This is a genomic window from Paenibacillus sp. FSL R5-0713, from assembly GCF_037973325.1.
Taxonomy (GTDB): Bacteria; Bacillota; Bacilli; order Paenibacillales; family Paenibacillaceae; genus Paenibacillus.
Genome location: NZ_CP150229.1, coordinates 5,568,608 through 5,585,736, shown reverse-complemented (window position 1 = coordinate 5,585,736; position 17,129 = coordinate 5,568,608). Strand labels below are relative to the sequence as shown.

Here is a 17,129-nt window from a genome sequence, read left to right as displayed (position 1 = left end):
GTCGTATTTTAAAGAGAACACTGTAGACTCATTTGCGGTATGCCTTACGGTATACCGCATTTATTTAGAACGATGAGCAAAGTAAAGTGCGAAGTATCAATTTAAAAATGAATTGCAACGCCATTGTACATAGAAAAGAGGAACAGCCATGAAATTGGAAGTCAGCCTATCTGACCTGAAGCGGACCTCAAAAAGTCTGAACGGAGCCGCGGATGAGATGGGGGATCTGCGTGCGGACCTGAATCGGTCCATGAACAGCCTAAGCTATAAAACCCTCAGCCAAGGTGGGGTACAAAGCACATTCACCCACCTGATGCGGGAACTGGACGGCTTGCAAAGCAAGCTGGAACTGTTGTCGGAGTTGACCCGACGCAAACGGGAAGAGTATGAACAAGCGGATCGTGAGGGCAAAAAATTCAATTGGGGGAAGCTGGCGAGCTTCCTCACCTTTGCATTGGGAACCGTGCTGGATTTCTTGCCTGTCGTCGGCAATGTGAAAGGGATCATCGAGGCCATTACGGGTCGGGATCTACTCACGGGAGAGAAGCTCGCATGGTATGAACGGGGTCTTTCCGTGCTGGGGCCGCTCGGGAAAGGGGCGAATAAGGCCGCTTCCCTCTTCAAGTATGCGGATGAGGCGCTGGAACTGACGGGAAAAACCGTGAAACATGCGGATGACGCTGCAGATGCAGCAAAAACCGTCGGTCGCAACGCGGATGAAGCGATTGACGCCGTGCCAACGAGCACCAACAAGGCGGGCGTGCCCGGGAACTCGACCCGAGAAGCCGGGGAGGATATGGCCGGAGCGACGCCGAAGTCGACCAAGGCAGGCGAAGCCCCCGCAGGCTCCAGGGATACAGGTGACGCGCCGATGACCAGTAACAAACCAACGGGCAAAGCAGACGATGCGCCAAGCGATACCGGGTCCACACGTCACGATACAGGACTCACCGATGCCGAGAAAGCAGCGGCTGCAGCAGGAACAGCCGCGGGGACGGGCTCTGCAGCGGCCGCTTCGATGATAAAGAAGACACCTGGAGGTAACGCTCCGAAAGGGGCAGAGGTACCAGGGGCGCCCAAGTCGAAGGATGTTAATTCTTCGCCACATCAACCCTCTACAGGGCGAACTACCGAAACGCAGAATCCTCAAAAATCACATGCGGAAAGTAAAGTGGAGGACCCGATTCACGCAGCGACCGGTCATCAGTTTATGAATCACCGTCTGCTGACGCTGCACGGGGCAGCCGACTGGCCCTTCACCCTGATCTACCATTCGGGACTGTTGCAGCGGGGAGAGTTAGGCCCGGCTTGGACACATCAATATGGTCTGCGGTTGGACATCACTCCGAAGAATTCCCAGACCGAAGCCGAAGCTAGCAATGCATTCCAACCCATCGTGGATGTCTGCTGGACACCGGGACGGAAAAACCGATTTACACACCAAGGGGACGGCCTTTATCGCAGTGATGACCTGGATGTGAACCTTGACGAGCTGACCTACACCGAGCAGGGGTGGCTCTATACAGCCCGTAGTCCGCGCGAGATGTACCAATTCGATCTCAATGGCGTACTGCTTCGTCACACCAACAAGGACGGATTGTCACTTGATCTGGTCTATGATGAAGAAGGAAAACTCCAGCAGTTGCAGGACCGGGTCACGGGACGTGCGCTGACACTGGACTACACCGCGGAAGGAAACCTTGCCGCGGTCAGAGATGCCTTGCGTGAAGTCACATTTGGCTATGATAACGCAGGATTCTTGGTGCGTCTAACTGAACCGGACGGTACGATCACGGAAATGACCCATGACGGCGAAGGGCGTCTGATGTCGCTGAGCGAAGCCGGCGTTGTTCAGTTTACCAATACCTACGACGAGAAACACCGAATCATTGCGCAAACCGATCCATCCGGTGCAGCAGGGCGGATGGCGTATGATACCGAGAGCCATCCGGGTCAGACGTGGACTACCGTGACCAATCGGCTGGGTCAGACACGAACACTCGTACATGATGATGCCTTGCAGCTCCTCGAAGTACATGCTGAAGATGGTGGGATTACTCGATATACCTACACGCCACAAGGGCAGATGGCCAGTGTCACCAACCCATTGGGTGAAACGACGACGCATATCTACGATGAAGAAGGACATCTGATCCGGGAAATTGACCCACTGGGTCATGAAACGGAATATCATTATACCGTGCACCATCAAGTCGCGCGTGAAACGGATGCCGAAGGTGGCGTAACCACCTACCAGTACGATGAACAACAACGACTGACCGAAGTGACCCGTCCAGATGGCAGTACAGCGAAGTGGACCTACACCGAAACTGGACAAACCGCCACGTACCAGGACTTCACGGGAGCCATCTGGACCTATGCCTACAGCGAGACAGGCGAACTGCAGCATACGCTCGATCCGGAAGGTCGACGTTTACAGGTGGGCTGGGATGAAGCAGGCCGACTGGTCGAACTGAAGAATGCCGCGGGAAGCGTGAGTCGCCGGAGCTACGATGGTGCAGATCGCCTGACGTCCATCACCGATCCGCTGGGCCTAACGTGGCAGACCATGTATGATGCCAGTGGGCAGCGCACTCGGGAGACGCGTCCGTCTGGAGCCTCCATGCAGTATACGTATACGCCGAACGGGGAAGTGGCGACCATCACCGATGCGCTTGGTCACACCCGGCAATATATCTATGATGCCGAAAATCGCCTGATTGCCGAAACGAATGCACTCGGTGAAGCCACGCAGTTATCCTATGACGCCGCAGGTCGATTGCAGACTGTGACCGATGCGTTAGGACATGTTACGCGGTATCACTATGATGGTGCAGGTCGCCTCATCTCCGTCATCGATGGCGAAGGTCGGACGGTCCAGCAACTGACCTATGATGGCGCAGGACGCCCCGTGGCATGGCAGGATGGACTCGGTCACATGACGCGGCTGCGGTTCAATGCTCTCCATCAACGCGTCGAAGATACTGACGCGGATGGGCATACCCGCCATTATCGCTACGATGCCGCACACCGCCTGACCGAAGTGATTCAGGGCGAAGGCGCAGATGAAGTGACCTATCGCCAGACATGGGATGGGGAAGATCGGAATACGAGCTACACCGATGCCAGTGGAAACGAGACCCGTCTAACCTATGACCGCAGTGGTCGCTTGCTGCAGGAAACAAATGCGGCAGGTGCACGGACGGCGTATACGTATGATGAACGCGGCTGGCTAAGTGCCAAGCTGGATGCCAAGGGACAGGAAACCCGGTACACGTATGATGCCGCGGGCCGCCTGATCCGTGCCACGGATGAAGCGGGCGAAATCGTGCTGACCTACACGCCCGATGGACAGGTGACCCGTGTGCTCGAAGCCGAGCAGCATGAGGAACGAACCTACGATGCGGCAGGACGCTTGCTCACCCGAACCGATGGGTTTGGTCATCTCCTGCAATATGCGTATGATGCGGCAGGACGGATGACGGCACTGACCTATCCGGATGGCAAAGTGGTGCAGTATCGCTACCAAGCCACGGGTGAGCTGGCTGAAGTGAAGGACTGGAACGGTCGCCTGACCCGGTACCGCTATGATGCAAGCGGGAAGCTCATCGACACCCGGCGCCCGAACGGCAGTCAGGAGCAACGGGAATACGATGCCGCAGGCCAACTGACTCGCCTGACGGATACGAGCGGACAAGGCATTCGTTTACAGCAATTCAAGTACGCATACAGCCCCAGCGGCTTGCTGCTGAAGGAAGAAAACAAACAGTACACGTATGATACCTTGAAGCGCCTACGCAGTGGCGCCGAACCAGGTCGTGTTGTACACTACACGTATGACCCATCCGGAAACCTGACAACCGAACAAGTAGGGACATGTGAAACGGGATTCACGAGTACTTCACCCACGCAGCATCTGCACTACACTTGGGATAACCGGCTTCAGCGGGTAGGAGACTATCCCGTGGAGATCGATGCCAACGGAAATCTGCTGTATGCAACGGATGGTAACACCGCTTCGGCCTACGAATACGATGCCCGAAACCGTCTGGTGAAGGCAGGGAAACTGAAATATCGCTACAACCCGCAGGGAGACCGGATTGAACTCGCGCAGCGAGGGCAAGTGACCCGCTATGTGATCGACGATGCACATGAACTGAGCCGGGTGTTGATGGAGATGGACGGGGAAGGGCATGTGAAATCCCGTTACATCTATGGTCTGGGGCTAATTGGACGCGAAGATGCCGATGGAAAGTATCTGAGTTACCACTACGATCTGCGCGGTAGTACGACGTTGCTGACGGATGAACAAAACCGGGTGACAGACCGCTATACGTATGGTTTATACGGTGAACTGGAGCAGCATGAAGGAGTAACCCAGCAGCCATTTGCGTATAATGGTCGAGATGGGGTTATGACGGATGCCAACGGATTGTATTACATGCGAGCACGGTATTATGATCCGAAGCTGAAGCGGTTCCTGAACCGGGACGTAATTCGCGGAGACATTCAGGATGGGCAGACGTTTAACCGGTATGCGTATGTGAACGGGAACCCGGTGAATTATTTCGATCCGCTGGGGTTAAGCAAGTGGGAAACTAAAGGCGATCGTCAATTCTTAGATAAACCGACAGCTGGAGATAACAAAGGAAGCATGCTCCGCGGTGATGGTGACAATACATTGTATCATTATACTGACGAGATGGGAGCTAAGACTATCTCAGATACAGGAGTTATTCGTGCGAAAAATGGTAAAGTTTATCTTACAGATCAGAAAGTTCCTTCAAAAGACGCTAATGCTGTATTGTTTGCTGGTCAAAGACCGGACGTAGTTATCACACATAGAGTAGAAGTAAAAGTGAAAAATGATTTTTATGATAGGATAGGTGTTGAAACGCAGGATAATGAATTAATATTTAATGGTTCTATTAAGAATGGAAAACATGCTGATTTTACAGTAAAGGAGAATGACTTCAAATGAATGACTCAGAACATGGGATGACAATTGTTAAAGAATCCGAGCTACTTATGCTTAACAGTTTAATAATGGAAAGTAAATTCAGTTTGACCTCTTCAGATTCGCGAATGAATGCGAGTCCTATTTCAGCTGAGTTAGCTTCACGTTTACTTGATACTTTAGTGCGTCTACAGTCTGAAACAGACCCCTATAAAATAGAAAGTTGGAAGAAGTGGTTAGAGAAAAAAAAAGAATGGATCTGGTCCAGATCTCTATCAATAATGATTAAAAATAAGCCGTTTCAGTGGGATGAAATGACGAAAAGTAGACGATTCGAATATATATCATGGTTGTTTAGTCCGTATAAACTTGCAGACGATGAAAAAATTCTTTTCATAAAGGAATATGAGGAATATTTAAAAACTATAGAATTGAATCCTTCAATAAATTTAAAACAAGATTATGAAAAAGCTACGGAACAAATGATAAGTAAATTGGAGATTGAGATGGGTTTTAGGTTACCAGAAGATTATAGAGTTTTCCTCAGTCAGTATAATGGTGGTACCCCAATTGTACATTTGAGTCTCGTTATTGTAGAAGAATTAAATGAAGCAATTCCTTTAGAAGCATTTTATGGAATTCACCAAAATAAAAGATACGATTTAGCACATTGGAATTTAGTCGAATATGAAGGAGAAATACCAAAAAAATTTATAGTTATCGGAGAAGTTGCTGAAGGAGGGAAGATCTTGTTAAAAATCAGTGGAAATGGTGGTATATTCTACTGGGATGCAAATGAAGAATTTGATGAGGAATTTATTTATAATGTTGGATTGAATTTCCGAGTTTTTATAAAGAATTTAAAAAAAATGATCAAAAAATTCTGATTAATACTCCGATACGAAATAGATAAAATTGCAAATCTGTTTGGTAAGTCAAATTAACGAAAATATTTAAGAGGAATTAGTAGACGTGCATTAACTATAAGCTTGTTCTAATTGTAAACTATTATAAATGAATCGCCTGCATCTAAATTACTGTTAATATACGTAATAAAACCTTGAGTGCTGATTTAAGCGTTCAAGGTTTTATTTTATTAAACTGTTATGTGGATACAGGAGTATTTATACAAGGAGAAATAAGTCTTAATACCTATGAGTAGACAACGCATTATGGTAAAATATTCATGTAAATAGAATGGGATATATTGCTTAGTGAACTATTTTATTTAAATAAGTCCTATATATTTGATAATAATAAAAAGCAAATTCAAGAAAAAAGTACATAGAAATCAAGGTTCCACAGAAAAAACAAATTGGAGTGTGAAAGAATTGAAAAAAGTAACACAACTCATATTAAGCGGTGCATTGGTAATTGGAATGTTCCCTTTCACCGGAAACACCAGTCAAGCAGCAGTTACCTCATTTAAAGATGTGTCTACAAGCCATTGGGCGAAAGCATCCATCGATGCAGCTGTAGAAAAAGGCTACTTCAAAGGATTTAGTGATGGCACGTTTAAGCCTGGAGCAACAGTGACGCGGGCAGAATTTGCAGCATTGCTGGCCCGAGTCGCGAAAGGGACTCCAGAGACGGGGCAAGGTAATGTATTTAAGGATTTGACCGGTCACTGGAGTGAAACAGAAGTGAACCGTGCAGTATCTCTTGGATTTATTAACGTAAAGGATTATCCAAACGGTTTTAAGCCGAGTGCGATAATTACTCGTGAAGAGATGGCCAAGTGGATTAGTTCCGGATTAGCAGCTGCTGACAAAGACTTCGAACAAGCTCTGGAGGATACCAAGACATCTTTAATTCCTGTAAAAGAAGCATTCTCTCCAGGGATCTCTCAAAGTAAAGCACCTTATATAGCGGTAGCGATGGGTACCGGTATAATGACAGGATTTCCAGATCACTCTTTCGGTTTAAGTAAAACAACCACGCGTGCAGAAGCTTCGGTAATTCTATTGAGAATAGCCAATATGGAAGGTAAGAAGGCATCGTCGTTCGAAGCACTAAATGAGATCAGATCTGTCGGGGTAGCGAAATCTAATTTTAAAGAAATTACTCCATTTGAATTTACAACTGGTCGTGATTTTTCAGATGCAAGCGAGAAGAAAGTGACATTTAGCAATAAAAGTGGGAGTTTAGTTCTCCATCGGACCATAGCTGTTGACCCTACAGAATGGAATAATAAGAGGGGAGTATATGCCCCGTTCTTTATTTCCGAATCGGAAAAAGATTGGTATCAGTCTACTGCAAAAAGAAAAAATATTGTTGCCGTTTTTCAAGAAATAACAATTTATCCAAGCAAAAAAGGATTTAATCTGGATGACTATAGAGGTGGCTTAGCGAACTCGTTCTTTGGTCAAAGGCTAGATCAAGACATAACAAGGCAATTCGGATATAAAACTCTACCGTTTTCAAACGCTGAGAACTTTTTTTCGAATTATTCATCGAACAACGGAGTGCGGTTATGGATTGGTAAGTGGTACGACAAGAACTACAAAGGACTTGTGGCAAGGTTTAAAACAGATGATGGTTCAAGTGTGAGTGTTTATGGGAGATGAGTGAAAGGCGATTTATGAAATATAAAATTATGCATATTATCTTAGTTATGACTGTATTAATGGGAATTTACCCCCATGGTTTAGCGAGAGCTAGTGATTTACCATTTCAACAAAGGTTATCCAAGTAATCTTGAAAAATTGATTGCTACTGCTTTACCCTCCAGCTTCTCTGGAAGATATCAATGGGAATGCGTTTGATAGAAGGTTTATGGTTGATTTGATCTTAGGTTATAGATGTCCTAGGCATAGGATGACATTTTGAAACTAACGAGGGTCTAAAAAAACGAATATAACCACATTATCGAGGTGATAGACAAGTCTCAATATCTAGACTTAAAAAAGTACATAAGTATCAAGAGATCAAGAAAGAAAAGATAAAAATGGAGCGTGAACGATTTGAAAAAAGTAACACAACTCATATTAAGCGGTGCATTAGTATTTGGAATCTTCCCTTTCACCGGAAACACGAGTCAAGCAGCCGTTGTCTCATTCAAAGATGTCCCTACGACCCATTGGGCAAAAGCATCCATTGATGCAGCGGTAGCAAAAGGTTATTTCAAAGGATATAGCGATGGTACATTTAAGCCCGGAGCGACAGTAACACGTGCGGAATTTGCAGTCTTGCTGGCCCGAGTGGCTAAAGGGATGCCGGAAAAAGAACAGGCTAATGTGTTTCAGGATTTGTCGGGACATTGGAGTGAGGAAGAAGTTAATCGTGCGGTATCCTTTGGTTTTTTGAAGTCATTGGATTATCCGAATGGGTTTAAGCCAGGAATGGCCTTGACGCGAGAGGAAATGGCCAAGTGGCTCAGCTCAGGACTTGCAGCTCAGCATGAGGATTTCAAGCAAGCGCTGAAGGATACAGAGAAAACGTTGGTGCCTGTGGCAGAATATTACAAGGGCGGGTTGAAGAAAGCAGCCTATCCTTATGTGTCGGTGGTATTAGGAACTGGATTGATGGGCGGGTACCCAGACGGTACGTTTGGTCCGGGGAAAACAACCACACGTGCTGAGGCTGCAGTTATTTTATCACGTTACGAACAGGTGCAGGAAAGTAAGGCAACTTCGTATAGAGATCTGAATGAAATGCGCGAGGTAGGTCTGACAGGAACAAATCTGATTTCTGCAACACCTTATGTATACAGCAAGATGTATGGGACAAATATTGTAAATAGTTTTGATAGAATAACTGAAAAACCATTTAAATTACGTAATAACATGGGAACGATGACGATACACCGCATGGTTGTAGCAGATGCACATACCAAAACAGACATAAAAAATGTATACGGTAAAATGTTTATTGATAAGGAATACACTCATCCAGTAAGGGAAAATTACTATGACGTTTTTGTAGAAGCAACCGTGACGCCGAATGGGGATAATCTAAATACACTAGCTTTTCTGAACTTAACCGGTAATAGTTTAACAAGCGGATATAGTTTCTCTAGTGGTACAGTAGAAAGTTATGGTATTCCTAATTTGCCAGAAAAAGAATATGTTAAAGATGGTGTCTTTAAAAAAGGGATTACCAAAAGATTTTGGATGTTAGCAAGATTAAACAGAGCCCCAGGGGGACCAATTGGTAGCGATGGTGGCTATATTATGGTAGGGAAAGACATGGCTTCTTTTGGTTTTCCCATGTAACTGATAAGGAGAATAAGAAGTGACATAGGTACCAATTTCTCAAGAAGATAAATTTGGCATAATTTTCAACCGTGTAAATAGAATTTTTTTTCTTAAGAAAAAAATTAGATAAATTATCTATAACTAACAGTCAAAAGCCTACCAGATGTAATATATTTGAGAAGGTGTAGCCAGTGAGAATGAAACTGGCTACTTTTCTTGTAGCGATGAATTGCTGAGAGATGTTGGGAATTAATAACTTTGTTATTTTAAAATTAGTAAATATTTTAGAGATAATGGAGTTAGAAGGGAAAAGAAGAAGTGCAGACGTTAGCAAGAGCTATAAAGTAACTTCATCAATATGGATTGGGATTGAACATAGAAATATCTTTAAAATTATTTCTATCAGATCTATTGAGGAGTTATGAGGAGAAACGCAATCTCGGGGATAGATTTATTAAGTGTGTTAAGTGGGGCATGCTTTATGCATTCAGGGGTATTTATACAAGGATAAGTAAGTCTTAATACCTATGAATAGGCATCGTGTTATGGTAAAATATTCACGGAACTAGAATGGGATATATTGCTTAGTGAACTATTTTATTTAAATAAGTCCTATATATTTAGTAATAGCAAAATAGTAGTTTCAAGAAAAAAGATACATAGGCATGAAGATTCCACAGCCACAGAAAAATCAAAAATGGAGCGTGAACGATTTGAAAAAAGTAACACAACTTATATTAAGCGGTGCATTGGTATTTGGAATGTTCCCTTTCACCGGAAACACTAGTCAAGCAGCCGTTGCCTCATTCAAAGATGTGCCTACAAGCCATTGGGCGAAAGCGTCCATCGATGCAGCAGTAGCAAAAGGTTATTTCAAAGGATATAGTGACGGTACATTTAAGCCTGGGGCGACAGTAACACGTGCAGAATTTGCAGCATTGCTGGCGCGAGTGGCTAAAGGGACGCCGGAAATGGAGAAAAATAATGTGTTTAAGGATTTGACAGGGCACTGGAGTGAGGCAGAAGTTAATCGTGCGGTATCCTTTGGTTTTCTGAAGTCATCGGATTATCCGAATGGATTTAAGCCAGGCACGGCGTTGACACGCGAGGAAATGGCGAAGTGGCTCAGCTCAGGACTTGCAGCTCAGCATGAGGATTACAAGCAAGCGTTGAAGGATACAGAGAACACGCTAGTGCCTGTGGCAGAATATTACAAGGGTGGCTTGAAGAAAGCATTATATCCTTATGTGTCGGTGGTATTGGGAACTGGATTGATGGGCGGGTACCCAGACGGTACGTTTGGTCCGGGGAAAACGACCACACGAGCAGAGGCTGCAGTTATTTTATCCCGTTACGAACAGGTTCAGGAAAGTAAGGCCGATTCTTACAGAGATCTGAATGAAATGCGGGAAGTAGGCCTAACAGGAACGAATCTGACTTCTGCTACGCCTTACGTTTACGGAAAGATGTATGGAACGGATATCGTAGCCAGTTTTGATAGAATAACCGAAAAGCCATTCAAATTGCGTAATAATTTGGGTACGATGACAATCCATCGTATGATTGTTGCTGATGCGTATTCCAAAACAAATGTAAAGAATTTATACGGTAAGATGTTTATTGACAAGGCATACACTTCTCCTGTAAGAGAAAATTACTATGACGTTTTTGTAGAAGCAACAGTTACGCCGAATGGGGATAATTTAAATACACTAGCATTTTTGAACTCAACGGGTAACAGTCTAACAAGTGGATATAGTTTTTCCAGTGGTACAGTGGAGAGTTACGGAATTAAAAACTTACCAGAAAAAGAATATGTTAAAGATGGTGTTTTTAAAAAAGGAGTTACAAAAAGATTTTGGATGTTAGCGAGAATAAACAGAATCTCTGGAGGGCCGAGCGGTAGTAACGGAGGTACTATAGTGATAGGCAAAGATGTAGCTTCTTTTCATCTTCCAAACTGATGAGGAGACACAGAGGTGGCTAAAATTAAATTCATAATTAAAATGATCTTGATAGTACTTATTGGCAGTATTACATCTCAACCAAACGCAATAACTGCTTCGAGTGCGGAATATCAGCAAATTGTTGCTGTAAGCCCCGATGAAGAGGATAAAGCTGATATTAATCTTCTTCCGAAACCTAAAGCCTCTCCAATAGGACCAACTGGATATCAGAAGGTAACTAACGTTGTTGAAGGGTCAAAGAAATCTAGACCCGGAGTATATTGGACTCAGAAGGATAACGGAGATTGGGTTGCAAGGACAAATAGACAGGTGGTAGAGACAACAAATCGTGGGACAAGAGCCGATCCCGCCCCAGCGGCTAAAGCAGTCAATGATAAGATAGAGTTGTTTAAAATTGAATATCTACCCGATGGTTATACAGATCAGTATGGGGATCCGGTACTTCCCGCAAGAGTAGCAGATACGCATATATCAAAAGTAGTCTCTACAGAAGCTCAGGGGGTAGAGTCTTTAATAACTGAATTAAGTTTAGATTCATTAAAAAGAGCTGTAATTATAACGTCAGAAACAGGTAGAAAAGCTGATGACCCAACACTATATAAATGGGCTCATAATAGGGAATTTGCAAAGAATCAAAGCGGTGATCCAAAAAATGAAGCGATGTATCCAACTCCTTTAGATGTGACTTGGCGTGGAAAGATAGTGGAACAGAAAAAAATTCGTATCACGGGAACCCAGCGATTGGCAATAAATGAAGAGGCTTCTCTTAAAGGAGAGGTTGCTACGATGAACTCTGGAGATACTGGTTACGGAAATTGGATAGATATTTCCACTCGTTCTGGCGTGGTCTGGAAATCAGACCAAAGTAGTGTTGTAGAGGTTAACCCAAGTGGAAAGATCAAAGGTATAAGCCCAGGGACGGCAAAAATCTCCGTTCGATGGCAAAGTGGCGATCCATACCAATACGACCTCATTGCATACTTAAACGTGACCGTAGGAGATGGCCCGGTACAGCAAGAGCCGGGTGGAACGGCAGGTTGTACATATACCATTAATCCACCGAATGAAGTAGCCTCACCACAAACTTCATTTATGGACCCGGGGGCCCAGGGGCATATTCTGGCGGATGACCCAACCAACGGCATTCATTTTGATACGACGCGCGGGATACCGACCTCGGAGCATATGTATGCCAATACGTGGGCGATGAATTATCTGTTCCAGCATACCTTTGGCAAACAGCAAGGCACGATTACCTATGATTGTACCGCGGAACTTACATATGCCCGTACTTGGAAAGTGAAGCAGCCTAACCTGCCGGGACCAAATGGTACGTCTATCCCACAACCCGATACCGAGGATTCGGATACGGTCGATGTGACGTACAGGTTCAGCTTTGACCGAAACTATAGCTATTGGAAAATCAATAACGTCGAACTGTATTCGATCGAACAGGCGAAGATGGAGAATTATGCTCTCCCGGATGGAAGTCGAATTACACTCTGGCCTCAGGGGTACACACCACCCGACATGGAGATGGAGCATGACGAAGACGTGGAGATTCATGTCATGCCGCAAGAAACAGGGGAAATTAGCTACGTTCCGGATGTACTGGCGAGCTCTGGTTATGCCCCTCTACCGATCCCGAACGATGAAGGATTACTGAAAGGCATGGCTGAGGGCCAAACGGGGCCACCCGATGTGAAAAATGATGCATTGGACTTTACCTGGGAGGGTTCGACGACAAACGTCATGGATGGCAGCACTGTCGTTGAGAACGGACCAGACCCGACGCAAATTCCAGCACCCACGAAGATTGGATCGTATAAAAATACCGGGGAGCAGGTGCTCTATGAAGATCGGTTGTTGATTCCCCGGACACTCTTGAATAAAGCGGATACGGACTCCACAGGGGAAATTCAGTATGCGCTCTATCCCATGACCTTGGGAGGTAGTGGAGGAAAAACCTTTCCAATCGATCCGATCAACACCGTCACCGTCCATACCCCAGTCGTGAACTACTCGCTCGTATCGGATGATCAGCCGCATAACCAGAAAACGGTGCCGAACATGAACCGGTCGGCGCTCATTTTGGAGCGACCATTCACGGTTCGCATCCCGACCAGCGGACAACATCTGGATGCGGGGTCCTATCCGGGTTATGGCGATCGGGATTATGCTAAATATTATCGAATCAAACAAGTCCGTTTTCCATTTGACGTGTACAGTGCTGACCGAGCGCAATTTTATCCACGAAACACGTGGATCGACATCCAGGTACCGATACTGGATACGACCTTCTATCTGCCCGTGTGGGTGGATGAAGGAGACTATCAGGTGCAATTCCGGAATATCGCTGAAAATGCTCCGTCGCATTTTAGTACCGAGCCAGAGATCGACGCCCAGCCCGATGCCAACACAGACCTGTACTACCACGCCGCTTCGGACGAAGTATCTGTGGAGGTGATTGGGCGACTATACGACTTTGAGATTACGGATATCGCCGATTATAACTGGGAGCTGGTCTTCCGCCGTTTCAAAAATAGCCTGGCGCCGACCTGGATCAGTTACTGGACCGGCACGCAGGATATCGATGGGGACAAGCGGGGGAACAAACCCCAGTTTACCGTCCCGATTCGCCCCGGCAGTCACCCATTGCAAGGGTATCAGAATGTGGCAGTGAAAACGGGATATCACTTCAAGTTTGATTTTAAAACGAAAGGCAACATGTTTGGCCCACGAGACGGCATTCGTCTCACCCCAACCTTTGATTTTGTGAGTAAGGATGGAAGTACACGCGTGCCGGTGGATCTGTACTACTCCACCAACCAACGGAACTTTATTCGCATCGGTTCGACAGAAGATCAAGTGAAGCGATTCGTGATTCTGAATGATCGGCTACGTCAAGTTCCGTCCGAACAACTACGAGATACAGCGACGTACAAATACAACCGATATGGTGAAATCCACCCGGGGATGATGAGTGAACGAGCGTACCAAGAGTACTATCGAGACAAGTTCACGAAAATGAAAACACCCGTAGGTGGGTATAGCCTGCTCTTGATGCCAGAACAGTTGCGGACATTTATTGGTCCGAAAACGAATATTCCAACGACCGCCAGTGCCGATGTCCTGCGTGCGAATGCAGCCATTCAACAATGGTACGGGGAATACAGTCTACCCGCCGAGCCCTATGTAGTGCAGGCGGGAACAAACCTGGCGGAGTATGGACGTACGCATGGCGGATTGGATGCTAAATCGCCGATCTTCCTGAAAGATGGGTATATCGTCGTGAACTTCAACTTCGAGTCCATTCGGGAGGGGAATCTGGCGGCACCGCATCTGCAATATATCCATGCCCCGCTGATGAATCAATGGTTGCTAGAAGGATTCCAACGTAAGGTAGAGGATAGCTACGGAAACAGCTTGACGTTGCGGGACGGAGACGTGGTCTTTTACCATGCAGATCGCTCTAGCCGCGATGATTTCAGTGCACAGGTACCGCATTAGTTTCAGATATAGAAATGAGAAATAGCAGGATATAGTCCAGGTCGTACTTTAAAGAGAAAGTTGTAGACCCGAATGCGGTATGCCTTTTGGTGTACCGCATTTATTTAGAATGATGAGCAAAGTAAGAAGTATCCATCTAAAAAAATGAATTGCAACGCGATTGTACATAGAAAAGAGGAACAGCCATGAAATTGGAAGTCAGCCTATCTGACCTTGTGGGATACAAGCACAAACACGGGAACAAACTCAAGCACATTCCTATAGGGATAGAGGGTAACGGGCTTATTGTTGTAGCTGATAACCAGAATGGCTTAGTCAGACTTGAGGATTTCGAACGAAAATCATTTGAAGTAATTTCAGAGGGCATTGAGCAATCAATTGTAACTCTACGATTATAAATATAAATATTCAAATTATCATTTTTTGCTATTAATTAAGTTATCTCGTTACATAGTGCTATAGCTGGAATACGGGAGTACGAGCTACATCTATGCTATTGGAAATGGGACCCGTCTAACGTATGACCGAAGTAAGATTTGAAAAATTAAATGAAAATTCCACTCAAGTTTTTGGTTTGATTTTAGTATTTATTAGAATCTTCTTAGGTGTTATGAATGAACTAATAATTCATTATACCTATATTTCCAAAACGTATAGTGGTAAAATATTCTTATAAATGTCATTTTTGATTAATTTTTAGGAGAGGTAAGACCTAGGCATAAAGTGAAAGAGTTTTTTAAAGAATGCCTATATTAGTGAGGTGATAACAAGTCTTAATATCTATTGAAATTAGATGAAAATAAAATATAAAGGTAATAATGTAGATTTAAGAAAAAGGTACATAGGCATGAAGATTCCACAGCCACAGAAAAATCAAAAATGGAGCGTGAACGATTTGAAAAAAGTAACACAACTCATATTAAGCGGTGCATTAGTATTTGGAATGTTCCCTTTCACCGGAAACACTAGTCAAGCAGCCGTTGCCTCATTCAAAGATGTGCCTACAAGCCATTGGGCGAAAGCGTCCATCGATGCAGCAGTAGCAAAAGGTTATTTCAAAGGATATAGTGACGGTACATTTAAGCCTGGAGCGACAGTAACACGTGCGGAATTTGCGGCATTGCTAGCCCGAGTGGCTAAAGGGACGCCGGAAACGGAGCAAGCTAATGTGTTTCAGGATTTGACGGGACATTGGAGTGAGGCAGAAGTTAATCGTGCGGTATCCTTTGGTTTTCTGAAGGCTTCGGATTATCCGAATGGGTTTAAGCCAGGCACGGCTTTGACGCGAGAGGAGATGGCAAAGTGGCTCAGCTCAGGACTTGCAGCGCAAAATGAAGATTACAAGCAAGCGCTGAAGGATACAGAAAATACGTTGGTGCCTGTAGCTGAGTTCTACAAGGGGGGCTTGAAAAAAGCAGCCTATCCCTATGTGTCGGTGGTATTGGGAACTGGATTAATGGGCGGGTACCCAGACGGTACGTTTGGTCCGGGGAAAACAACGACACGAGCAGAGGCAGCAGTTATTTTGTCACGTTACGAACAGGTGCAGGAGAGTAAGGCGACTTCATATAGCGATCTGAATGAAATGCGGGAGGTAGGTCTGACAGGAACGAATCTGACTTCTGCTACGCCATATGTATACGGTTTAAAAGCTGGAACAAACATCGTTAATAGTTTCGATAAGGTTAAAGAGAAACCAGTCCAACTGCGTAATAATCTCGGAGTAGCGACTTTACACCAGATGATTGTTGTGGATGCACTTTCCAAAACAGATATAAATAACTTGTATGGAAAAATGTTTATAGATAAGGACTATTCGTACCCTGTTCTGAATGATTATTATACTGTTTTTATTGAATTATCTGTTACTCCTAGTGGCGATAATTTAAAAAATCTTACATTTAGTCAGGCTATTGCTGATAAATTAACACCTGGTAATAATTTTAGTAGTGGAACAGTTGGAAAATATGGAATAGTAAATCTACCTGAACGAGATTTTATCACATCAGGATTTTTTAAAAAAGGAGTAACAAGAAAATTTTGGATGATGACTATGTTGAATAGAAAACATGGAGGGCCCGCAGGAAGCAATGGCAAAACCATTGTGATTGGTGAAGATATAGCTTCTTTTCATTTGCCTATAAAGTTTTAAGGAGATAATTTGGTGAGCCTAATGAAAGGTATGTATAAAGTTAGTATATTATTCTGCTGCTGGATATTAGTATTTCAACCTGGCACCGTATTCGCAGCTGATGCTGAGAGCCAGAGGGTTGTTGCTGTAAGTTCTGATGCTGAGGATCAAGCAGATTTTAATCTCTTACCCAAGCCCGTAGCTTCACCAGATGGACCAACTGGATATCAAAAAGTAGTGAATATTGTTGAAGGAACTAAACAAGCTACTCCTGGGGTTTATTGGTTCCAAGTAGATAACGGAGATTGGGTAGCTGAAGCTTCTAATGGTAGGATAGTAGCTGATAATCAAGGTACAAGAGCTGACCC

The 17,129-nt window shown here is 44.8% G+C and carries 8 protein-coding genes; all 8 read left to right on the top strand.

The window, feature by feature from the left end; all coding sequences use genetic code 11:
• Positions 1-148 precede the first annotated feature (148 nt).
• The 8 genes from MKZ12_RS24815 (at position 149) to MKZ12_RS24780 (ending at position 16,782) form a co-directional block, all read left to right on the top strand.
• Positions 149-4,981 (top strand): RHS repeat-associated core domain-containing protein, encoded by a 4,833-nt coding sequence (locus tag MKZ12_RS24815; protein WP_339257289.1) that lies wholly within the window; start codon positions 149-151, stop codon positions 4,979-4,981.
• Entirely contained in the window at positions 4,978-5,844 is an 867-nt protein-coding gene (locus MKZ12_RS24810) for an SMI1/KNR4 family protein (protein WP_339257287.1), read from the top strand. The genes MKZ12_RS24815 and MKZ12_RS24810 overlap by 4 nt, the downstream gene beginning before the upstream one ends.
• Before the next feature lie 444 nt (positions 5,845-6,288).
• Positions 6,289-7,524, top strand: a complete 1,236-nt coding sequence (locus MKZ12_RS24805) for an S-layer homology domain-containing protein (protein ID WP_339257285.1) — start codon at positions 6,289-6,291, stop codon at positions 7,522-7,524.
• A 396-nt stretch (positions 7,525-7,920) separates the two neighbouring features.
• Positions 7,921-9,171, top strand: coding sequence for an S-layer homology domain-containing protein (locus tag MKZ12_RS24800; protein WP_339257283.1), 1,251 nt, complete (start codon positions 7,921-7,923; stop codon positions 9,169-9,171).
• Between the two features lie 647 nt (positions 9,172-9,818).
• On the top strand, positions 9,819-11,117 hold the full coding sequence (locus MKZ12_RS24795) for an S-layer homology domain-containing protein (RefSeq protein ID WP_339257282.1): 1,299 nt from the start codon (positions 9,819-9,821) through the stop codon (positions 11,115-11,117).
• Positions 11,118-11,822: 705 nt separating this feature from the next.
• Positions 11,823-14,630: a DUF5704 domain-containing protein gene (locus tag MKZ12_RS24790; RefSeq protein ID WP_339257281.1), complete on the top strand. Its 2,808-nt coding sequence runs from the start codon at positions 11,823-11,825 to the stop codon at positions 14,628-14,630.
• Between the two features lie 185 nt (positions 14,631-14,815).
• Positions 14,816-15,028, top strand: a complete 213-nt coding sequence (locus tag MKZ12_RS24785; protein ID WP_339257279.1) for a hypothetical protein — start codon at positions 14,816-14,818, stop codon at positions 15,026-15,028.
• 449 nt (positions 15,029-15,477) lie between these two features.
• Positions 15,478-16,782, top strand: coding sequence for an S-layer homology domain-containing protein (locus MKZ12_RS24780; protein WP_339257278.1), 1,305 nt, complete (start codon positions 15,478-15,480; stop codon positions 16,780-16,782).
• Positions 16,783-17,129: the final 347 nt, after the last annotated feature.